At 44.3% G+C, this 21,982-nt stretch carries 20 protein-coding genes; 11 read left to right on the top strand and 9 right to left on the bottom strand.

The window, feature by feature from the left end; translation table 11 throughout:
* The first annotated feature begins 5 nt into the window (after positions 1-5).
* The 7 genes from FLAVO9R_RS15520 (at position 6) to mutT (ending at position 8,773) form a co-directional block, all read left to right on the top strand.
* A complete protein-coding gene (locus FLAVO9R_RS15520) occupies positions 6-770 on the top strand; it encodes a cell division protein FtsQ/DivIB (protein ID WP_159532762.1) in 765 nt (254 codons plus the stop codon).
* A 7-nt stretch (positions 771-777) separates the two neighbouring features.
* On the top strand, positions 778-2,007 hold the full coding sequence (gene ftsA / locus FLAVO9R_RS15515) for a cell division protein FtsA (protein WP_013782941.1): 1,230 nt from the start codon (positions 778-780) through the stop codon (positions 2,005-2,007).
* A gap of 102 nt (positions 2,008-2,109) precedes the next feature.
* Positions 2,110-3,279, top strand: a complete 1,170-nt coding sequence (ftsZ, locus tag FLAVO9R_RS15510; protein WP_159532760.1) for a cell division protein FtsZ — start codon at positions 2,110-2,112, stop codon at positions 3,277-3,279.
* Positions 3,280-3,515: 236 nt separating this feature from the next.
* Positions 3,516-4,427 carry a UDP-3-O-acyl-N-acetylglucosamine deacetylase gene (lpxC, locus tag FLAVO9R_RS15505; protein ID WP_159532758.1) on the top strand — a complete coding sequence of 304 codons (912 nt, stop codon included), beginning with the start codon at positions 3,516-3,518 and terminating at the stop codon, positions 4,425-4,427.
* A 205-nt stretch (positions 4,428-4,632) separates the two neighbouring features.
* Positions 4,633-5,511 (top strand): M23 family metallopeptidase, encoded by an 879-nt coding sequence (locus FLAVO9R_RS15500; RefSeq protein ID WP_159532756.1) that lies wholly within the window; start codon positions 4,633-4,635, stop codon positions 5,509-5,511.
* A gap of 149 nt (positions 5,512-5,660) precedes the next feature.
* Entirely contained in the window at positions 5,661-8,378 is a 2,718-nt protein-coding gene (gene secA / locus FLAVO9R_RS15495) for a preprotein translocase subunit SecA (protein WP_159532755.1), read from the top strand.
* Positions 8,378-8,773, top strand: coding sequence for an 8-oxo-dGTP diphosphatase MutT (mutT, locus tag FLAVO9R_RS15490; RefSeq protein WP_159532753.1), 396 nt, complete (start codon positions 8,378-8,380; stop codon positions 8,771-8,773). The genes secA and mutT overlap by 1 nt, the downstream gene beginning before the upstream one ends.
* 115 nt (positions 8,774-8,888) lie before the next feature.
* Here the strand turns inward: mutT and FLAVO9R_RS15485 are convergent, their stop codons facing one another.
* The 9 genes from FLAVO9R_RS15485 to FLAVO9R_RS15445 all read right to left on the bottom strand — a co-directional run bounded on the left by FLAVO9R_RS15485 (position 8,889) and on the right by FLAVO9R_RS15445 (position 16,082).
* Entirely contained in the window at positions 8,889-9,767 is an 879-nt protein-coding gene (locus FLAVO9R_RS15485; protein WP_159532751.1) for an aspartoacylase, read from the bottom strand.
* 10 nt (positions 9,768-9,777) lie between these two features.
* Positions 9,778-10,005, bottom strand: a complete 228-nt coding sequence (yacG, locus tag FLAVO9R_RS15480; protein ID WP_159532749.1) for a DNA gyrase inhibitor YacG — start codon at positions 10,003-10,005, stop codon at positions 9,778-9,780.
* A gap of 41 nt (positions 10,006-10,046) precedes the next feature.
* Positions 10,047-10,799: a cell division protein ZapD gene (gene zapD / locus FLAVO9R_RS15475; RefSeq protein ID WP_159532747.1), complete on the bottom strand. Its 753-nt coding sequence runs from the start codon at positions 10,797-10,799 to the stop codon at positions 10,047-10,049.
* A gap of 128 nt (positions 10,800-10,927) precedes the next feature.
* Positions 10,928-11,599 (bottom strand): dephospho-CoA kinase, encoded by a 672-nt coding sequence (gene coaE, locus FLAVO9R_RS15470; RefSeq protein WP_159532745.1) that lies wholly within the window; start codon positions 11,597-11,599, stop codon positions 10,928-10,930.
* Positions 11,599-12,504: a prepilin peptidase gene (locus FLAVO9R_RS15465; RefSeq protein ID WP_159532743.1), complete on the bottom strand. Its 906-nt coding sequence runs from the start codon at positions 12,502-12,504 to the stop codon at positions 11,599-11,601. Before FLAVO9R_RS15465 ends, coaE begins: the two co-directional genes overlap by 1 nt.
* Before the next feature lie 109 nt (positions 12,505-12,613).
* On the bottom strand, positions 12,614-13,822 hold the full coding sequence (locus FLAVO9R_RS15460; protein WP_159532741.1) for a type II secretion system F family protein: 1,209 nt from the start codon (positions 13,820-13,822) through the stop codon (positions 12,614-12,616).
* Between the two features lie 66 nt (positions 13,823-13,888).
* Positions 13,889-14,305 (bottom strand): pilin, encoded by a 417-nt coding sequence (locus tag FLAVO9R_RS15455; protein WP_201299312.1) that lies wholly within the window; start codon positions 14,303-14,305, stop codon positions 13,889-13,891.
* 373 nt (positions 14,306-14,678) lie between these two features.
* Entirely contained in the window at positions 14,679-15,533 is an 855-nt protein-coding gene (nadC, locus tag FLAVO9R_RS15450; RefSeq protein ID WP_159532737.1) for a carboxylating nicotinate-nucleotide diphosphorylase, read from the bottom strand.
* Positions 15,534-15,551: 18 nt separating this feature from the next.
* Complete coding sequence (locus FLAVO9R_RS15445) at positions 15,552-16,082, bottom strand: retropepsin-like aspartic protease family protein (protein WP_126873769.1); 531 nt, start codon at positions 16,080-16,082, stop codon at positions 15,552-15,554.
* A gap of 438 nt (positions 16,083-16,520) precedes the next feature.
* Here FLAVO9R_RS15445 and ampD point away from each other — a divergent pair, with 438 nt between their 5' ends.
* The 4 genes from ampD (at position 16,521) to aceE (ending at position 21,964) form a co-directional block, all read left to right on the top strand.
* Positions 16,521-17,081: a 1,6-anhydro-N-acetylmuramyl-L-alanine amidase AmpD gene (gene ampD, locus FLAVO9R_RS15440; protein WP_159532735.1), complete on the top strand. Its 561-nt coding sequence runs from the start codon at positions 16,521-16,523 to the stop codon at positions 17,079-17,081.
* A gap of 69 nt (positions 17,082-17,150) precedes the next feature.
* Positions 17,151-18,020: a beta-lactamase regulator AmpE gene (gene ampE / locus FLAVO9R_RS15435; protein WP_159532733.1), complete on the top strand. Its 870-nt coding sequence runs from the start codon at positions 17,151-17,153 to the stop codon at positions 18,018-18,020.
* Between the two features lie 319 nt (positions 18,021-18,339).
* Positions 18,340-19,086, top strand: a complete 747-nt coding sequence (locus FLAVO9R_RS15430; protein WP_159532731.1) for a GntR family transcriptional regulator — start codon at positions 18,340-18,342, stop codon at positions 19,084-19,086.
* A 202-nt stretch (positions 19,087-19,288) separates the two neighbouring features.
* Positions 19,289-21,964 (top strand): pyruvate dehydrogenase (acetyl-transferring), homodimeric type, encoded by a 2,676-nt coding sequence (gene aceE / locus FLAVO9R_RS15425; protein ID WP_159532729.1) that lies wholly within the window; start codon positions 19,289-19,291, stop codon positions 21,962-21,964.
* The last annotated feature ends 18 nt before the right edge of the window (positions 21,965-21,982 follow it).

Genomic DNA, 21,982 nt, shown 5'->3' with positions numbered 1-21,982 from the left:
GCGCAATGACAAGTAAGACGAGCACCGTAAACAATAAGCCATCTAAAGACAAAGCGTCTTTGTGGGGCGGTGTAGTCTTCTTATTGTTTGTTATCGCGGCATTAGTGTTTGGCGCTATTAAGGCCAACGGCTATATGCAAGATGAACAGCAAATGCCTGTTCAGGTAATCGATTTTTCAGGCGATTACCAACATGTGAATATTACTAGGCTAGAGCGCCTGATAAGAAAGTCACAACCGGGCAGTTTTTTTGCCCTCGATGTGAATGAAGTGTTTGAGCTGGTAGAAGCACAACCATGGGTGTATCGGGCGTCGGTACGCAAAAAATGGCCAAACACGTTAAAGATATATTTGGTTGAGCAGCAACCCGTTGCCAAATGGAACGAGGATTTGTTGCTAAACCCCTACGGCGATACGTTTAACGCCGATGGGCATGATTTAGCTTTACCAAGGTTATACGGCCCAGGTGGTAGCGAGAAGACCGCGCTTGAAGGATATAACTCCATGCATGCGCTATTAGCCACTACTGCTATGAATATTGAAGAATTATCGTTGAGCGAGCGCTTCGCATGGCAAGTTCAACTTGAAAATGGTATTGAATTGAATTTAGGGCGCAAGGAATTTATCGATAGGTTACAACGCTTTATCGATGTATATCCCTTACTTGCGCAGCAAGAGAAGACGGTAAAATATATCGATCTTCGTTACGATACGGGTGTCGCGGTTGGCTGGGAAAACAGCAACAGCGATACAACAAACAAAGAGAGTTAAGGAAACCATGTCAAAACCTGCTGAACGTAATTTGATTGTAGGCTTAGATATAGGCACTAGCCAGGTAAAGGCTGTGGTGGGCGAGCTGTTAGACGACGATCAAATCAGTATTGTCGGTGTCGGTACGCATGCCGCAAAAGGCATGGATAAAGGCGGCGTAAATGACTTAAACCTTGTGGTTAAGTCGGTGCAACGTGCGGTAAATGAAATGGAGCTCATGGCAGATTGCCGTGTTTCTTCAGTGTTCATGTCCATTTCAGGCCGTCACGTAAAATGCCAAAACGAAAACGGTATGGTGCCCATTAACAACCAAGAAGTAACCCAAGAAGATGTAGATAACGTTATTCACGCAGCACGTAGTGTTCCTATTGCAGCTGAACGCAGGTTACTTCATGTTTTACCACAAGAATTTACTATTGATGTGCAAGAAGGAATTAAGAACCCAATTGGCATGTCAGGCGTAAGAATGGAAGCTGATGCACACATTATTACCTGTGCAGACGATATGGCGAAAAATTTAGTGAAGTGTGTTGAGCGCTGTGAACTAAACGCCGACCAATTGATATTTTCAGCATTGGCATCAAGTTATGCTGTGCTAACGGACGATGAACGTGAATTAGGGGTGTGTGTAGTCGATATTGGTGGTGGCACCATGGATATCGTTATTTACACAGATGGTGCCATTAGGCATACCGCTGTTATCCCTGTTGCCGGTAATCAGATTACCAGCGACATCGCTAAGATTTTCCGTACGCCAATCAGTAACGCAGAAGAGATTAAAGTTAATTATGCCTGCGCGCTGAAAGACATGGTCAGTATGGAAGAAAGTATTGAAGTGCCCAGTGTAGGCGGGCGTGCCGCGCGAGTCATGTCGCGACATACGCTAGCTGAAGTGATTGAGCCTCGATACCAAGAACTTTTTGAACTGGTACATGATGAAATTCGTGCCAGTGGTCTGGAAGAGCAAATTGCCGCCGGCTTAGTGCTAACTGGTGGTACCGCCAAAATGGAAGGTGCGGTCGAATTTGCCGAGGAAATTTTCCAGATGCCTGTGAGAGTAGGCAACCCAATCAACGTTAAAGGCTTGTCTGAATACGTTGATGATGCAGGATTTGCAACCGTCGTAGGGCTTCTGCAATACGGCAAAGTGCAAGCAGATAATAAGAAGTCCAGTAAGCAGAAACCTGGTGAGAGTTTATTTCATCGCGTGCAAAGCTGGTTTAAAGGTGAATTTTAATTTTTTGGGGTCGCTATAGCTACGGCATCACGATTCGCAGGATGCAGATAATCGACTATGTGTCGTAGCGAAGCATAGAAGACGTACAACCGGAGAGTAAGTATGTTCGAATTAATGGATAGTCACGGCGAAGAAGCCGTAATCAAAGTCATCGGCGTTGGTGGCGGCGGCGGAAATGCAGTTGAGCACATGGTGTCTCAAAGCATTGAAGGCGTAGAGTTTATTGCGATAAACACCGACGCGCAGGTACTGCGCAGCTCAAATGCTGACGTTACCTTACAAATTGGTTCAAGTGTTACTAAAGGTTTAGGCGCAGGCGCCGATCCTAACATTGGACGCGACGCTGCACACGAAGACAGAGAAACCATTCGCCAAGCATTAGATGGCGCAGATATGGTTTTCATCACCGCAGGTATGGGTGGTGGTACAGGTACTGGTGCAGCACCTGAAGTGGCAAAAATTGCCCGTGAAATGGGAATTCTTACTGTGGCTGTTGTTACCAAGCCATTCCCATTTGAAGGTAAAAAGCGTACTACGTTTGCAGAGCAGGGCATTGTTGAACTGGCTAACAACGTAGATTCACTTATCACTATTCCTAACGAGAAATTGTTAAAGGTGATGGGGCCAGGTACGCCTTTACTTCAAGCATTCAGCGCAGCGAACGACGTATTGCGTGGCGCTGTTCAGGGGATTGCAGAGCTCATTACTCGCCCTGGATTGATCAACGTGGATTTCGCCGACGTACGTACAGTAATGTCTGAAATGGGTAAAGCAATGATGGGCAGTGGTTCAGCAAGTGGTCCAGACCGCGCTGAAGAAGCGTCTGAATCAGCAATTGCTAGTCCGCTACTTGAAGATATCGATTTGTCAGGTGCGCGGGGTATTCTTGTGAATATCACAGCCGGCCCAGATTTCGCTATTGATGAGTTTGAAACTGTTGGTAACGCTGTTAAAGCGTTTGCTTCTGAAAATGCGACAGTGGTTGTGGGTACCGTTATTGACATGGAAATGACAGATGAGCTGCGCGTAACGGTTGTTGCAACCGGTATTGGCGCAGAGCGCAAGCCTGACATTTCGCTAGTAAGCTCAGAAGGTTCGCGTTTAACTACGCCAGCTAAAGAGTACGGTAACACAACAGCATCTGAACCTCGTTCAGCATCGGTTGGCAGTACTGAAGGCAACCAAGCACTTAAAGCTGAAGATGAAGCGCAACCTGGTAATGATTTAGAGTATCTAGATATTCCCGCGTTTTTGCGTAAGCAAGCAGACTAATTCACCTCGCTGAAATTGAAGTGAATTTTTCTGAAATACTGTTGTCAGAACGGTATTAAGGGCACTATATGTCTGGTAGGTTTTAAACTGGAATTTTTCCGGATTAGTGACCAGAGTGGCTAATTGCGCGTAAAATTTTGGATTCGCGAATGGTCCAAATTGCGTATTTTTTGACAAATAAGTGGTAAGTCACTATAATTCGCGACCGCTTTTTTTATAGGTAAAAGCATAAGCAGATGATTAGACAACGTACAATCAAGCACCCGGTGCAAGAAACCGGAATTGGGCTTCATAAAGGGGAAAAGGTCACAATGACTCTCCGGCCTGCGCCTGCGAACACGGGAATTGTGTTTAGGCGTGTTGACCTTGAACCTCATGTTGATATCCCGTCGCGTGCAAACGCGGTGGGTAATACCATGCTGTGTACCTGTTTGAATAATGAAGACGGCGTAACTATTCAAACCGTTGAACATTTGGCATCTGCGCTTGCAGGGCTTGGTATCGACAACATCATTGTTGAAGTTGATAGCAACGAGCTACCTATTATGGATGGTAGTGCTAGCCCCTTCGTATTCTTGCTTCAATCAGCAGGAATAGAAGAGTTGAACGCCCTTAAGCGCTTTATCCGTATTAAGAAAACCGTTCGCGTTGAAGATGGCGATAAGTGGGCCGAATTAGTGCCTTATGATGGTTTCCGTGTCGACTTCCAAATTGACTTCGATCACCCAGTTATCAGCCAAACTCGTCAACATATGACCATGGATTTCGATTCATGCTCTTATGTGAACGAAGTAAGCCGTGCACGTACCTTCGGTTTTATGCGCGACCTTGAATACATGAATGCTAATAACTTAGCATTGGGCGGCAGCATGGAAAATGCGGTAGCACTTGATGAATTTCGCGTGTTAAACCCTGAAGGCTTACGTTACGACGACGAATTTTTAAAGCATAAAATTCTAGATGCTATTGGTGATTTGTACTTAGGCGGTCATAGCCTGATTGGTGAATTGCGCGCTTATAAAACAGGGCACGGTTTGAACAACAAACTATTGAACGCCGTACTTGCGCAGAAAGACTGCTGGGAATTTATAACGTACGATTCTCAAGACAAAGCACCTATACGTTACGCTCAACCAGTATTAGCGTAAACCGGTATATAAAAAGCCGCCTACATGGCGGCTTTTTTTCGTTTAGCTTTTAGACTAAACAATGATAAAGTAAGCAATCTATATAATTATAATTAATGTGCCATAACTTCTTTACGTTCCAGTCCGGCCTTCAGCCGTGTCTATGTTTGTTAGCAAACAGGTATTGGAAGTTCACTGAGCACGACAGAAATTTCCTATTTGTGGTATGAAGCTAACAATAACGCTATCAGGCAAGAACAAACGCTATCGTCATAGCATCAGTGTACGTACGCTGGTGAGCGCGACCGTGTTGTCGTCTATATTTATGTTAGTGTCTAGTCGTTCCACAGAATCTGTGTCTGAAGATGTGGCTAGGGTTCGCCTGGCACAATCTGAAGTGAATGAAACGCAACAAGACGTTGAAGCACTCAAACAACAGACCACCATTAAATTACAAACTTTGATTTCTCATATTGCCGAGCTTTCAGCACAAGCGACTATGCTCGATGATAAAGGAAAGCAGATAGCAACAGAATTAGGTATGACAGCGGCTGACCTGGACGCTTTTGTACCTGTATCGATACCGGACAACCTCCAAGATGATCCCTTACTCAGCGAGATTAATAAGCTCCAGCAATCTCTCGACGTAAAATCTCAGCAGCTTTCTATGCTTGAAAGTTTGGTGAGGGGTCACCATATCCATGAGCAGAGTCAATTATCTGGTCGACCGATAGCATCGGGATGGTTGTCATCTTATTATGGTATGCGCGCCGACCCCTTCACTGGTGAAACAGCCATGCATAAAGGCTTAGATTTCGCTGGTAAAGCGGGTGATGACGTTTTAGCTACTGCGGCAGGTATTGTTACCTGGGCGGGCGAACGTAGCGGTTACGGGCATCTAGTAGAAATAGAACATGGTGATGGTTTTATTACCCGTTATGGGCACAATGAAACGTTATCTGTCTCAATAGGCGACGTGGTGACCAAGGGTCAAGCTATCGCTAAAATGGGTAATACAGGGCGCTCTACTGGCGTTCATGTTCACTACGAAGTAATAAGAAACGGTAAGCAAATCGATCCTCTGCCATACGTTTATAAAAAGTAAACACGGCAGCAGCCAGGTAAGTAAGCGTTCAGCTTGCGCAACAATTAGTCATCGCTTGGCATTATCTTTAGAGGTAGTGTCTTTTACGTTTAATCGCAGCTGTGCTCTTACCGTGCGGCGTCTCGACAAGTAGTGGAAATAACAAGCTAATGTTTTCAAGCATCCTTAGAAAAGTGTTCGGTAGCCGAAACGACCGTCTATTAAAAAAATTACAAAAAAATGTAGATGCCATCAATGCACTGGAAGCAGAGTATGAACAGCTTTCTGATGAGGCGTTAAAAGCAAAAACGGCTGAGTTTAAACAGCGAATCGAAAAAGGCGAAAGCCTTGAAGATCTCATGTACGAAGCTTTTGCTACAGTACGTGAGGCAAGTAAACGTGTGTACGGCATGCGCCACTTCGACGTGCAAATGCTGGGCGGCCAAGTATTACACGAAGGTAAAATTTCAGAAATGCGTACCGGTGAAGGTAAAACCCTTACCGCTACCTTGCCAACTTATTTAAATGCCCTATCAGGTAAAGGGGTTCACGTTATTACCGTGAACGATTACCTTGCTAAGCGTGATGCTGAATGGGCAAACCAGCTGTTCACTTTTTTGGGTATGCGTGTAGGTTGTAACGTACCTGGTATGGCGCACGAGCAAAAGCGTGACGCCTATCAAGCTGACGTTACCTATGGTACGAACAACGAATTCGGTTTTGATTACTTGCGCGACAATATGGCGTTTAGCCCGCAAGACCGCGTTCAGCGCCCACTTAACTTTGCTGTAGTGGATGAAGTAGATTCAATCTTAATTGATGAGGCTCGTACTCCGCTTATTATTTCCGGTCAGGCAGAAGACAGTTCTGAACTTTACCGCCGTATTAATTTAGTTATACCTGAATTGATTCAGCAAGAAGAAGAAGACGAAGAAGGCAAAGAAGGCGACGGTGATTACACTATCGACCTTAAAGCGAAACAAATTCACTTAACTGAACGTGGCCAGGGTCATGTAGAAGAAATTTTGCATCGTGCAGGCGTATTACCAGAAGGCGAATCGTTATTTGCTGCGGGTAATATTTCATTACTTCACCACATAAATGCTGCCCTTCGCGCGCACAAATTGTTCTCTAAAGACGTAGATTACATCGTTAAAGAAGATCAAATTGTTATTGTTGATGAACATACCGGCCGCACAATGGAAGGCCGCCGATGGTCTGAAGGTTTACACCAAGCTGTTGAAGCGAAAGAAGGTGTGAAGATTCAAAACGAGAACCAAACCCTAGCGTCTATTACCTTCCAAAACTACTTCCGTTTGTACAACAAACTTGCGGGTATGACAGGTACTGCCGATACGGAAGCGTTCGAGTTTCAGCATATTTACAGCCTAGAAACGGTTGTGTTGCCAACCAATAAACCTATGCAGCGTAAAGATAAGGCCGACCTTATTTACTTAACTGCAGAAGAAAAATACGATGCTATCGTAGAAGATATTAAAGCCTGTGTTGAGCGCGGTCAGCCTACCTTGGTAGGGACAGTATCGATTGAAAACTCTGAGTTGTTGTCTCGGGTTCTTAAGAAAAGCAAAATTCCCCATAAAGTACTTAACGCTAAGTTCCACGAACATGAAGCTGACATTGTTGCTCAAGCCGGTAAGCCTGGTGCAGTGACTATTGCAACCAACATGGCGGGTCGTGGTACGGATATTGTGCTTGGCGGTAACTGGCAAGCAGAAATCGAAAAAATTGAAAACCCTACTCAAGCACAAATCGACAAGATTAAGGCTGAGTGGAAAGTACGTCACGATGCTGTTTTAGCATCAGGCGGTTTGCATATCATTGGTACAGAGCGCCATGAGTCTCGCCGTATCGATAACCAGCTTCGTGGTCGTTCAGGTCGTCAGGGTGACCCAGGTTCAAGCCGTTTTTACTTGTCTCTTGATGATGCACTAATGCGTATATTTGCCTCTGAAAAAATGGGCAACATGATGAAGCGCTTAGGGATGGAAAAAGGCGAAGCCATTGAACACCCATGGGTAACCCGCGCTATCGAAAACGCCCAACGTAAAGTAGAAGGTCGTAACTTCGATATTCGTAAGCAACTACTTGAATACGATGATGTGGCAAACGACCAACGTAAAGTGATTTATGAGCAGCGCAATGAGTTGCTTGATGAAGGCGACATTAGCGAAACCATCGCAGTAATCCGCGAAGATGTGGTAAGCGGTGTGGTTGATGAATATATTCCACCACAATCTCTAGAAGAAATGTGGGATGTGAAAGGATTAGAAGAGCGTTTACGCGCTGACTTCGCCGTAGACTTACCCATTCAAAACTGGTTAGAAAACGACGATAAGCTTTATGAAGAAAAGCTCCGTGAGCGTATTCATGATGACGTGGTTTCTAGCTACAAAGAAAAAGAAGCGGTAGTGGGCGAGCAAGTACTTCGTCAGTTTGAAAAAGCCGTGATGCTACAAAACCTAGACAGCCATTGGAAAGAGCATTTGGCGGCAATGGATCACCTTCGTCAAGGTATTGGACTACGCAGCTACGCGCAGAAAAATCCGAAGCAAGAATACAAGCGCGAGTCGTTTGCTCTTTTCTCACAGATGCTAGAAGCATTGAAAGTTGAAGTGATTACTATTCTTTCACGTGTGAAAGTGCAAGCTGAAGAAGACGTTGAGAAAGTTGAAGAACAGCGTCGTCAAGCGGATAACGTGCCTAAGCAGTTTGAACACGAAAATGCGTCAGCTACAGATGCACCGCCAGAAGCAGCAAGCGATAAGGTACGTACAGAGGTACGTGACGGCCCTAAAGTAGGTCGTAACGACCCTTGCCCATGCGGCTCTGGCAAAAAATACAAGCAGTGCCACGGTAAATTAAGCTAATGAAACTTGTGCATGTTGCCGTTGGGGTAGTACTTCGCGGCACACAAGTGTTTATCAGCCTACGTGCTAATAACGCTCATCAGGGTGGTAAATGGGAATTTCCTGGCGGTAAAGTTGAAGCTATCGAATCTGTGCTAGATGCGCTCCGCCGAGAGTTGCAGGAAGAAATTGGTATTCAAGTGCAGTCTAGCGAGCCGTTGATTGTTATAGAGCATGATTATGGCGACAAGCTTGTTAAGCTTGATGTGCATGCTGTGAGTGCGTTTAACGGTGAGCCTGATGGTAAGGAAAACCAACAAACGCGCTGGGTTGAAGTAAGTGCATTGGAAGCTAGTGAATTTCCAGCAGCTAATGTGGCTATAATCGATGCGCTTCAACAGAAATACTTGAAGTAACCTCAGGCTTGGCCAATCACAGCTCAACCTAGTCTTCATATTTCAAAAATAGATACACAAAGGGCGGTATTAACAGATCGCCCTTTTTTATATCTAGCTCACGAGTGTTATAGGCTTACAGCATAAGCCTTGTTGCAGTGGCAAAAGCCACGTCCAGCTTGTGATAAGCCGCCTCATTAATGAAATGAGGGTAGGTTTCATGTGCTTCTTGCCATTCAATATCTTTACCATCAAAAGAGCGAAATACCGGTGCGCCGGGAATGAGCGGGGCGAAGTCATTGTCCTGCAATGAATGGTGGATCATCGCGGTACGTTTACCCTCGTCATTGAGTGGAAATTTGATATTTTCCCCTAGTCTAAACACCTCGCATTCAGGGTATTGTTCAAGGCTATCTGTGTTATACGCTTGGCAAAAATCGAGAATAACTTCAGCCATGGTTTGGGTAAGCAAATAAACGTCTTCTCGCAACACACCTTGAGGTTGTGCGCCTACCTCAATCATTACGCCACGTTTGCCCGTGGTACACAAATAACCGTGCTCTAAATACGGCTTTTCATCTTCTAAAAGAATGTTTGCTTCAGGCATATGATGCTTCACAAATCGCGCGAGCTGAATATGGAAGTCATCAGCTTCTAAGATGATTAGCGTCGCGCCCATGTTACTGGTGGTATTGTGAATATCAATAACCAAGTCAGTGGTAGAGTTACCTTTAGGGCCAAACTGTTGATTAAGCTGCTTGGCTAGCTTAGCCTCTTTAGCATCGCTGGGGTTGCTTAACGCTTCTAGGGTGAACTGACGATTCAAATCTTCTTCAATAAACCGCACATTAGCGCTTAGGGCCTCTGGATTAGCAATGGTAAGCGACACGTCCAGTGATGAAAACCGCGATGATAGCGCGTCAGAAAACCCTTGAGATTGCCAATTATGAATAAGTTGAATACCACTGGTTTCATTACCATGTGTTCCACCAACAAGCGCAATTTTATTAATCATATACTTCCTATTAGTGTTTGAAAAAGTCGTCAGACTGTTTTGCGAGCATTGCTTCTATTTCTTCAATGTCGACTTCTTTGGCGGAAGGCTGTTCAGATGGCTTTGCAGCAATTTTCCTTTCCTCTGATGCCCATTCACCTAAATCAATAAGTTGGCATTTCTTACTACAAAAAGGGCGAAATTCGCTATCACTATTCCAAGGAACCGACTTCGCGCAAATCGGGCAATCTACAACCATGAATCACTCCAGTGGCACGTTAAAATTACAATAGGAGTAGTTTAACAGGCTGCCAGTTTAAACTGAATATTAGATTCAACAGCCGCGTTTTGGCCTTCAGCAGGGGAAAACCATAAAAAGCGCAAGGCATAGCGGTATTTATTACCGCTAAGGGTAGGGTAGTAACCTTCATCTACTCGGCATTTAATACGGATAAGTTCGTTTTTATCTTCAGCAGCACCCTGATAAAACCCGTTATCTGCGGTAACCGATTTAAATTGTCCGCGTTCACGAATAAAAGACAGGCTTACCGCAATGGTGTCGTCTAGCAAACTTAAGGTGTCGAGCCATTGGCCGATTTCTTGTTGGCGAACCTCGGCGGGTTGCTGTAGCCAAAAGTGAAGGTTGGGTAGGTCAAAGCTACATGAGCCACCTGGAATAGCGAACCGTTGTCTAATCGCACTTAGCAGCTTATCTTCTTTAAGTGCGCTGCCAAAGCGACGGTCGGTTTTAAGCTTTTGCTTTAGGTTTACAATGGTTTTGAGTGCTTGATCTAGTGCGGCACTGTCTATCTTGGGGTGTTGCGACCAGTAAACGAGGTTTTTTTCGTGGGCATCTAAATCTTTGCTCATGTCTGAGCGTAGATCTAGTCTCTCAATTAAGTCGAGTAACTCAAATAACTGCTCAAAGAAAACCATTTGCAGTGGCACACTGTCAGATTTCGCGGTGCTTTTTAACTGCCCAAGAAGCTGCTCTACGCGCAGATAGTTACGCACTTTTTCCTTTAGGGGAAATTCGAATACAGCTTCGCTCATGGATATCCTTAAAACACATAGACTTAACCCTAAAGCCTAATGCATGAACTGCCCTAAGCCAAGCCTACTTTCATAATCAATTAAGTATTTGACGGGTTTTAAGGAAAAAAGTTGCAGGAAAACCGTATTTACGAAGTTTTTTCGCTATTTGCATTATATTTACGGGTGTATTTACCGTGCAACGCGAGCACCTGCTCGTTGAGGAACTCAAAGGTTTTACTATTATCGATAACATCATCAGCAGCGGCTAATCGCTCTTTTCTCGTCGCTTGCGAAGCCATAATACTTTCAATAATTTTCTTGGTACTGCCATCACGCTGCATGGCTCGTTCAAGCTGCATTGATTCGGGGCAATCTACCACAACGATTAGGTCGCATAATTCACTAAGGTTGCCCTCGACCAATAAGGGTACTGATAAAATACAATAGTGGCTCGTCGAGTCAGCTATCTGTTGCAGCATAGTTTTGCGAATAAGCGGATGTAACAATTGATTGAGCCATTGCTTTTCTTCGCTATTATTAAAAACACGTTCTCGTAACGCTGCTCTGTTTAGGGTGCCATCTTCTAACAAAATATTGCGTCCGAAGTGCTCGGTTATTCTAGCCAACCCTTCACTGCCAGGAGTAACGACTTCCCGGGCCACTTCATCGGCGTCGATAATATCAATACCTAACGCCGAAAATTTATTCGTGGCGGCAGACTTTCCGCTTCCAATTCCGCCAGTAAGGCCAATCACGATTTTATCGCTTTTATTCGATGGCCCCTTTGTGTGTGCTTGTGCTGTTTTCGTTGCTGCCATTACTGCAGTGCCCATTTTAAATAGTGGGTAATAATCGTGTCTTTATAAAATAAGGTTATCCAACCTGCAACGGCCAAATAAGGCCCGAAGGGGATAGCCAATGATTTTCCTTTGTTTTGGAACATCATAATGGCAATCCCAGCGATTGCGCCGACTATTGAAGACAATAAAATAATGATGGGTAAACCTTGCCAGCCAGTGAAGGCGCCAAGGGCTGCTAATATTTTGAAGTCGCCATATCCCATACCTTCTTTGCCTGTGACTATTTTAAACAACCAAAATACAGACCATAAACTTAAATATCCGGCGGCTGCACCAATAATGGCGTCAACAGGCCCAACAAATACCGATTGAGTACTAAGCACCAAGCCTAGCCAAAGCAAGGGCAGGGTGAGTTGGTCCGGAAGTAGCATTTTATCTAAATCGATAAAAATTAGGGCAATAAGGATATAAGTAAATATCACCGCCCATATTGCTTGAGGGGTGGGGCCAAAATAGTAGGCGGCGAAGGTACAAGGAAGCGCTGTAAATAACTCTACTAATGGGTAGCGAATAGAAATAGGGGTTTTACAGTTAGCGCATTTACCGCGAAGAAATAGATAACTAATGATGGGAATATTTTCCCATGCTCGAATTTTGTGTCCACAACTAGGGCAGGTACTATCTGGCTTGGCTAAATTAAACGTTTCAGGAAGAGTTTGCTCGCTAGCAACTTGAGTATCTTCATTTTCGCTGTCTGTTTCACTAAAGTAACTGGCGTATTCTTGCCTCCAACTGTTTTCCATCATAATGGGCATGCGATGAATAACCACATTTAAAAAACTTCCTACCATTAAGCTAACTAGAAAAACAAATAGGTAGAATATCCACGGGTACAATTGGCTGGTAAGCAATATCGCTTCCATAAAATAGCGTTCTCTTTTTTATTTGGGTTAATAATGCAAAAAAGGCCTGCGGGGGGCAAGCCTAATTCTATGTAAAGCACGAACAAATATGTTTTGTGTGGCGTAAAGGTTATACCACATTACCCATTTCAAATATGGGAAGGTACATGGCGATGATAAGACCGCCAATCACCACACCTAGCACAGCCATAATCATTGGCTCTAATAAGCTGGTTAAGCCATCGACCATATCATCCACTTCAGCTTCATATATGGTGGCAATTTTACTGAGCATGGCATCAACCGAGCCAGACTCTTCACCAATGGCGACCATTTGCGTCACCATATCGGGAAATACATTGGTGGTTCGCATTGATGTATGCATGGGCATTCCGCCAGCCACTTCTTTTCGTATATATAAGATAGCGTCTCTAAATACCGCATTGCCCGAGGCGCCAGCAGCCGATTCAAGAGCGCCGATTAAAGGTACACCTGCAGCAAAGGTGGTTGCGAGGGTGCGAGTGAATCGCGCGATACTGGCTTTTTTGAGTATTTCCCCAATGATGGGAATTTTGAGAACCGCTTTATCAACCCTATCGTGAAATTTTTGACTTTTCTTATGGGCACGCATAAACAAGTAGCCAGCTATACCAATGCCAATGCCTATGAATATCCCGTAACTTTGCACAAAATTTGAGATAGCGAGTACGAAAAGTGTAAATGCAGGAAGCTCCGCCCCAAAACTACTAAAAATTTCTTCGAATTGTGGTACCACGAAAACCAGCAAGATAGTGGTTACAATGAATGCCACCACGACAACCGCAATTGGGTAGAACATCGCTTTCTTAATTTTTGATTTAAGTGCTTCCGCTTTTTCTTTATAAGTAGCGATTCGGTCGTAAATTGTTTCAAGCGCACCAGATTGCTCTCCGGTGTAAACCAAGTCGCAATATAAATCGTCAAAATATTCAGGATGTTTACGCAGTGAATTTGATAACGGGTTTCCTGAGCGGACTTCGTTAGTGATATCGCCGAGCAATTTACGCATTGATGCTTTGGCATGACCTTGAGATATCATGTCTAAAGATTGGATAAGGGTAACACCTGCGGCCAACATAGTGGCAATTTGGCGAGAAAATACTGAAATGTCTGCAGCGGTGATTTTTTGGCCGCCACGACTAAATAGGGATTTCTGCTGTTTTTTTACTTTTCTGACTGAAACGCCTTGTTTACGAAGTTGCATTTTGGCTTCTTTAAGGTTGGCAGCCGATATCTCACCTTTGCGGCTGTTACCTCGCCCATCTTTACCTTGCCATTCGTAAACTATTGCGGCTTTCACAAATATTCTTCCTTTAATAAAAAAGGGAAGTGCAATTGCACTTCCCTTAAATTATACGATAACTCGTTAACAGACTCCTTCAGCTACACATGTTCCTGTCTTAGCCCATTGAATCGGAGCTGTAACGCCATTAGGAGTCAGAATGTAAGTGTAACTGCCTACTTCAGATGTTCCAGTTGCCGTGATAACGCCATCTTTGATAGTTACGGAGGCAACGCGTCCAGTTGCAGTCGTAAGATCTTTAGGAAGGCCGTTAGTTCCGGCATCAGCATCGGCTAATCCGTTCGCAGAAAACTCGCCCGTTTGAGCAGAAACTTCAAAAGCTGTTTTAAATGCAGTAGTAGCCATTACTACTTCTGTAAACTTAGATTTTTGAGTATAAGTTTGATAAGCAGGTAAAGCGATTGCCGCCAAAATACCGATAATGGCAACAACGATCATTAATTCGATTAGGGTGAAACCCTTTTGGTTTTTAGTATTCATGTTCATCATGGTTTTCTCCGGGACGTGTATAGCACGTTAAGTTTAAATGTAATTCAAATTGACGTTTATACCTGAGTCGTCCTTCAACGTCCCTGGTACTTGAATCTAAGTATATAAATTAATAGGTCAGTGACAAGTATGCAGAAAAATACCTATGTCTGACTTTTTCAGTATGACACGTTCAAAAAGGGCTTTTCAGACCTATGTTGTTGAAATTTGGTATAAATTTACAACTTTCGTACGTATAGATAACTATACTGCTTAGAACGAAACCGATGAAACGTGCCTACTAAGGTCGTAGAGTGACTTTATACCTAAGCACGTCATGTGAACTGTTACATGTAATGTTAACGCAAGCTATCAGCAATCTTTATTACGTTAAATTCACTCTTAGCGACAAATCAATTGCCTTCACATTCTTGGTTAAGGCACCTGATGATATATAGTCTACACCCAGTGTTGCTAGCGACGATAACCGTTCATCGGTAATGTTACCTGACACTTCCAGTTTACATTGCCCTTGGGTTAGCGCTACTGCCTTTTGGATCTGTTCGTTGGTAAAGTTATCCAACATAACAATGTCAGCCTCTGCAAGAAGTGCTTGTTGCAATTCATCTAAGCTTTCTACTTCTACTTCAACAGGCTTACCAGGTTTCATTTCTTTAGCACGGCTGATTGCTTTCGCTATAGAGCCGCAGGAAAAAATGTGGTTTTCTTTAATTAAAAACGCATCAAACAAACCAATACGATGATTTTGTCCGCCGCCACAATGCACAGCGTACTTCTGTGCCATACGAAGACCTGGCAAGGTTTTGCGAGTATCAAGAATTTTGGTGTTGCTTCCTGCTAGCAACTTAGCGTAGCTTGCCGTCACTGTTGCCGTCGCTGAAAGGGTTTGCAGAAAATTAAGCGCTACACGCTCGGCAGTAAGAATGGCACGAGCCGACCCTGTTAAGGTAAGCAGGGTAGTGTTTGCCTCAACCATATCGCCATCGTTTACATTCCATACTAATTCTAGGTGCTCATCAACTAACGCAAACGCTTGCTCAACCCAAGTGACCCCGCAAATTACACAATGCTCACGGGTAATAATAGTGGCAGTCGCGTTTTCGCTTTCATCTATTAAGTTCGCAGTAATGTCGTTATGCGCGTTTAGCTCGCCACCTAAATCTTCAATAAGTGCGAGAGAAACTTGTTCGCGGATGGCGTTAATGTCGGGTGAAATCATGAGGTTCGCTGTTTAGAGTTATAGGGTACGCAATATTAACCAATCTCCGCGCTGAGTAAACTCTAATTGCCGTAAAACACTCATTCCTAGCAAGATATGCTCACTTTGCATACCGGGGTTTAGGTTTGCGCTAACATTGTTTAACACAATGTCACCAATTCGAAGGGTATCAATACGTGATTCAGCAACGGTAACCGTTCCATTCGCCGTATTGGCTAAGCCTTTTCGTCCAGCTTGTAGTTGAAGTCGCTGGGCTAAATGCGCAGGAATAGACACATCGGTAGCGCCTGTATCCACCAGAAACACCACTTCTTCGCCATTAATAAAGCCAGAAGTCACATAATGCCCTGCACGGTTTTGTTTCAAGCGCACTTCGGTTTGTGACCCAATACGCTGTGATTGGGGTTCGCTATTAGGGTTAACTTGCTTATCGAGCAAGCCAGAAAAGACATAGACCAGCAGGCCAAACCCACAAATCCACGCCAGCACTACCATATACTTTGCCGCAGAATTCTCACCTACAGAATCATCTTCACTCATATAAAACATCTCACTTCTTTTTATACGTTCTATTTATACCGCCTTTCTACGTATATATAAATGTATCGGCCTAACTAAAGGAGTTCGTACCCAGTGAAACTTTATGCAGTAAGGGGTAGCACTTTTTTCTTTTTCAAGAAACGCTAGCGATTATTAAGTGTAAGGTGAGTTTGAGAGTAAAGCCGTCTGGGCAATTTATCTTGAAACATTATTAACGCTCAACTCTAGTGGCCACTCGTCAAAGCAGTAAGGCAGCATCCATTTAAAACCTTATGCAGCAGGGAGCTGCATAGAGCCCCCATGGATGGGTTTACGGCGTGTTTTAAATGGATGCTGACTTACTGCTATACCTCTTGAAGCTGAATCCTACGCTTGCGAGCTTGTGCCCTTGGGCAGCTGGTGTCACACTGTTATTAATGAAAACAAGGTAACGAATTTTGAAAATTTATGGTGTTATACGAGCCCGCGACGCAAATTGATTGCCCCCATTATGATGAACGGCCCGACGAAAATGATGTGAGCGTGTTGGTCATTCATAATATATCGTTGCCACCGTCACAGTTTGGTACCTCAGGTATCCGTGAATTGTTTACCGGTACGTTAAATCCCGACGAGCACCCGTTTTATAAAGAAATAGCAGGGATTAGGGTGTCTGCCCATTGCGTTATTTACCGTACCGGCGAGATAGAGCAGTTTGTGCCCTTTAATAAGCGGGCATGGCATGCAGGGTTATCGACGTTTCAAGGGCGTTCTCGTTGCAACGACTTCACCATTGGTATCGAATTAGAAGGCACCGACACACTGCCTTATACCGATGCCCAATATGAACAACTTACGAAATTGAGTGGGTTTATATTGCAACAGTATCCGCGAATAACGTTAGGACGAATTATAGGCCATAATGATATTTCTCCAGGGCGAAAGACCGACCCAGGTGTTACGTTCGATTGGCCACGCTACAGACAGTCACTCGATTTAACTAACATCACTAGCAAGACCAGAAGATAAAAAGGTAAGCAAGCGGTTAAACGCCGGTTAATTACCCACAATTCAGCATTTTTATGGTAGGGAATAAACATGATACTAATGAGTTTACTGCTGGTATTAAGTCTTGAAAGGCTCATTACTAAAACACCGGTATGGCACATCGAGCGTTATGCAGCCGCCTATCAAAATTGGCTAAACGAACGCAAATGGCTAGAGGAAGACACGCCATCCGTTGCCTTTTACCTCTATATGTTGCTGCCTGCGCTTGCTATCGGGTTAATAGAATATTGGCTGTTTGGTGCTTTCCTTACTTTCATTGAACAAAGTGTGGTTTTGTTTTTATGTATTGGTTGTCCGGTGTTACGCGCCACTTATAAATGCTTTTTGAATGCCGCAGACCGAGGCGATTTACAGGCTTGCAGTATGTACACCGACCAATTAGGGCATTGCGGTAGCAAGCGTGCCAGCGACGGAACGGCCATGGCTGAAGGAAAAAGCTTCGGCCAACACCTTACTTGGCTGAACTACCAGCACTACGCTGCGGTGATGTTGTGGTTCATTGCATTTGGTGCACCAGGCGCCGTGTTTTACTGTTTCAGCAGAAGTGCCACTGAGCGCTTCTGCGCTTCTCAACACCCGTTGTCCATGGCGGCGGGCAAGTTAATGTTCGCACTTGACTTCATACCAGTACGCGTCACCGCTTTTGGCATGCTCATGATGGGGCACTTTTCACGTGCACTTCCTGAATGGCTTAAAGACGTTCTTTCTTTGAATATCTCTGCCTATGACTTACTGACACGAGTATCGTCAAAAGCCGAAATGTTAACGGCTGAAGAATATAAAGCTCAGACAGAAAATGCAGCTGTAGAGCCTAAAGTGCTGGTCAAGTTAGCAAAACGTAATGTTATTTTTCTGCTTGTTATCACGTCTGCGCTAACCGTTATTGGCACCCTTGCTTAACTATTTCAGTTAACAAACGTATTACCATTCTATCCTGGTCTATAAATTTTTCATTTATAGATCAGGCATTTCACGTCTTATATGCTGGTTGCTTCACCTCATCAGACCAGTGCGAGTTTGCTAAATTTTTGCAACAAATTCAACAATAAAGCTTAACAACAAGCAACTCCTTGCAAGTTTGCTATGCTTGAGAGTATTTACCTCACTTTCGATCTATCTTAAACTATATAGGTAAAATGGTATTACCAATTGTGGCTGTAGACCTTACTTGTTTACAAAATAGTCGCATACTCAAGTAGATGAAGGAAGACAGTCACGCATGCGTCAGCAGCGAAAAAAACTTGCCGATGTTATCACCGAGCAGCTTGAATCCATGATTTTGGATGGGAGCTTATTGGCAGGTCAGAAATTGCCACCAGAGCGTGAACTTGCGATTCAGTTTGAGGTATCGCGGCCTTCCTTACGAGAAGCCATAGGTAATCTTCAAGCGCGTGGATTGGTTGAGCGCAAGCAGGGGGGCGGCACGTTTGTAAACCGCAACCTTAACTCAGCCATGAAAGACCCACTGATGGCACTTGTCAGTAAACGGCCTGAGACTCAGTTCGATTTACTCGAGTTCCGTCATGCCCTAGAAGGAATGGCAGCATATTACGCAGCGCTTCGTGGGCAACCCGAAGATTATGAAGCGCTGAAAAATGCGCTTAATGAACTACCCACGCCAGCACCCGAAGAAAGTAAGCGGGACCAAGCTGAAGCGCTGGGGAAGTTCTACATCATTATGGCAAGAGCATCGCATAACATGGTGCTTTTACATGTGATGAGCACCATGCAGAGTATGCTGGTGGAAAACATTGAACGTAACTTTGATATGTTAGCGACTCACCCCGATGCAGTGGCCGATATTGCTCGTCAAAGACGAGAAATTGTTGAAGCTATCGCCGCTCGGGATCCAGAAGCGGCACGTCAGGCGTGTAATACGCACCTAGCGTTCATTGAAAAGACATTATTAACCATTAATCAGCGTGACACTCGTGTACAGCGCGCGTTACGTCGATTAGAAATTTAACATGCCTTCTTGTATACCCAGATTTATTAGGCGTGATTACATAAGCAGAAGCGTAAAGAGAATTTTAGCGACTGCGATATGCAAAAAGCACAGGTGAGCCATTAAGGTTCACAGCGAGTACAACGTAATTTGGTCATTCTTCTTTCGATAATTAGGTCGAAGGAAGAATTCTCTATATATAAAGCAAAAATAGGATGGCACCATGACTGATATGATGCACCAAGATGTGGATCCTCAAGAAACTAAAGAGTGGATTGATGCTCTTGAATCTGTTTTGGAAGAGGAAGGTGTAGAACGCGCCCATTATCTACTCGAGAAACTTATTGATAAGGCTCGTCGTAGCGGAGCGCACTTACCGTACGACGCCACCACAGCGTACATCAATACAATTCCTTCAGCGCAAGAGCCAAAAATGCCTGGCGACCTAACGATTGAAGCACGCATTCGTGCCGCCATTCGTTGGAATGCATTGATGATTGTATTACGTGCTTCTAAGAAAGACTTAGAGCTTGGTGGTCACATTGGTAGTTTTGCGTCATCTGCCATGCTATATGATGTTGGTTTTAACCACTTCTTTAAAGCGCCGACAGAAAACGCTGGTGGCGACTTTATCTTTGCACAAGGTCATATCTCTCCAGGAATTTATGCCCGTTCTTTCATTGAAGGTAACCTTTCTGAAGAACAGCTAAATAACTTCCGTCAAGAATGCGCTGGTGAAGGTCTATCTTCATACCCGCACCCTCATTTGATGAAAGATTACTGGCAGTTCCCAACAGTATCGATGGGCTTAGGTCCACTTCAAGCCATTTATACTGCACGTTTCCTTAAGTACCTCACTAACCGTGGTATTAAAGACTGTTCTGAACAGCGCGTATACTGCTACATGGGAGACGGCGAGTGTGATGAGCCAGAATCGTTGGGTGCTATTGGTCTTGCTTCACGTGAAGGCCTAGATAACCTAACTTTCGTTATCAACTGTAACCTACAGCGCCTAGACGGCCCAGTTCGTGGTAACGGCAAAATTATCCAAGAACTTGAAGGCACATTCCGCGGCGCAGGCTGGGAAGTGGTTAAAGTTATTTGGGGCAGTTACTGGGATGAGCTTCTTGCCCGTGATAAATCAGGCAAACTTATTCAGTTAATGGGCGAAACCGTAGACGGTGAGTACCAGAACTGTAAAGCGAAGGGTGGTAAATACACTCGCGAAAACTTCTTCAACAAGTACCCAGAAACGGCTGCACTTGTCGCGAATATGTCTGATGATGACATCTGGCGCTTGAACCGTGGTGGACACGATCCAGTAAAAGTCTTTGCTGCTTATCAAAAAGCGAAAGAAACCAAAGGTCGTCCAACGGTGATTCTTGCTAAAACCGTTAAAGGCTTTGGGTTAGGTGCTTCAGGTGAAGCCTTGAACATTGCGCATAACGTGAAGAAGATGGACGTAGATTCACTTAAAGTATTCCGCGATCGTTTCAACATTCCAATCGCTGATGAGAAGATTGAAGAACTTCCTTACTTCAAGTTCCCTGAAGACAGTGAAGAAATGAAGTACTTGCGCGAGCGTCGTGAGTCTTTAGGCGGTTACTTACCTTCTCGTAGAGAACAAGCTGACGAGCAACTTGAAGTACCTGAGCTAAAAGCATTTGATGCAATTTTAAAAGGCTCTGGCGATCGTTCAGTTTCGTCTACTATGACTTTCGTGCGAGTACTTAACGCATTATTGAAAGACAAGAAGATTGGTAAGCGTATTGTGCCAATTATTCCTGATGAAGCACGTACATTCGGTATGGAAGGGCTGTTCCGCCAAGTGGGCATTTATGCTAACGAAGGCCAAAAGTACGTTCCACAAGATGCTGACCAAGTGGCTTACTATCGTGAAGATAAAAAAGGCCAGGTATTGCAGGAAGGTATTAACGAATTAGGTGCAATGGCATCGTGGGTAGCGGCAGGTACGTCTTACTCAACCTGTAACGCCACTACTATTCCGTTCTACATTTACTACTCAATGTTTGGTTTCCAACGTGTTGGCGACTTGGCGTGGGCAGCTGGCGATAGCCAAGCAAGAGGTTTCTTGTTAGGTGCTACCGCAGGTAGAACCACATTGAACGGTGAAGGTCTACAGCACCAAGATGGACATTCACATGTTCAAGCGAACCTTATCCCGAACTGTGTAACTTACGATCCAACTTACGGATACGAAGTGGCTGTTATTGTACAAGACGGTTTACGCCGTATGTATGGCAACAACGAAAACGTATTCTATTACCTAACATTGATGAACGAGAACTACCAACACCCAGCTATGCCTGAAGGTGATGACGTCGCTGATCAAATCATTAAAGGTATTTATAAGCTAGAACGAGTTGAAAACAAGAAGACCAAGACCAATGTACAGTTAATGGGCTCGGGTACTATCTTGAATGAAGTACGCAAAGCGGCACAAATTCTTTGTGACGATTACAACGTTTCTTCAGACGTTTACTCGGTAACCTCGTTCAACGAATTGGCTCGTGAAGGTCAAGAAGTGGCGCGCTGGAACATGTTGAATCCAGAATCAGATCAGAAAACAGCTTACATTGGTCAAGTTATTACGAAAGATGCAGGTCCTGCTATTTCTGCAACTGATTACGTTAAGAACTACTCTGATCAGGTTCGCGCATTTATCGATACAGATTATCGCTGCCTAGGTACTGATGGTTTTGGTAGAAGTGACAGCCGTGAAAACTTGCGTACTCACTTTGAAGTGAACGCTGCATACATTGTAGTGGCTTCATTGTACGAGTTAGCGCAGCGCGGTGATTTCGATAAGAAAGATGTTGCTGAAGCGATAAAACGTTTTGATATTAACGTTGAAAAACTAAACCCACTTTACGCGTAGTCACAGGCAGATAAGGTA

The organism is Alteromonas sp. 38 (assembly GCF_902506055.1).
Classification (GTDB): domain Bacteria; phylum Pseudomonadota; class Gammaproteobacteria; order Enterobacterales; family Alteromonadaceae; genus Alteromonas; species Alteromonas lipotrueae.
This window is presented reverse-complemented; position numbering and strand designations above follow the sequence as displayed.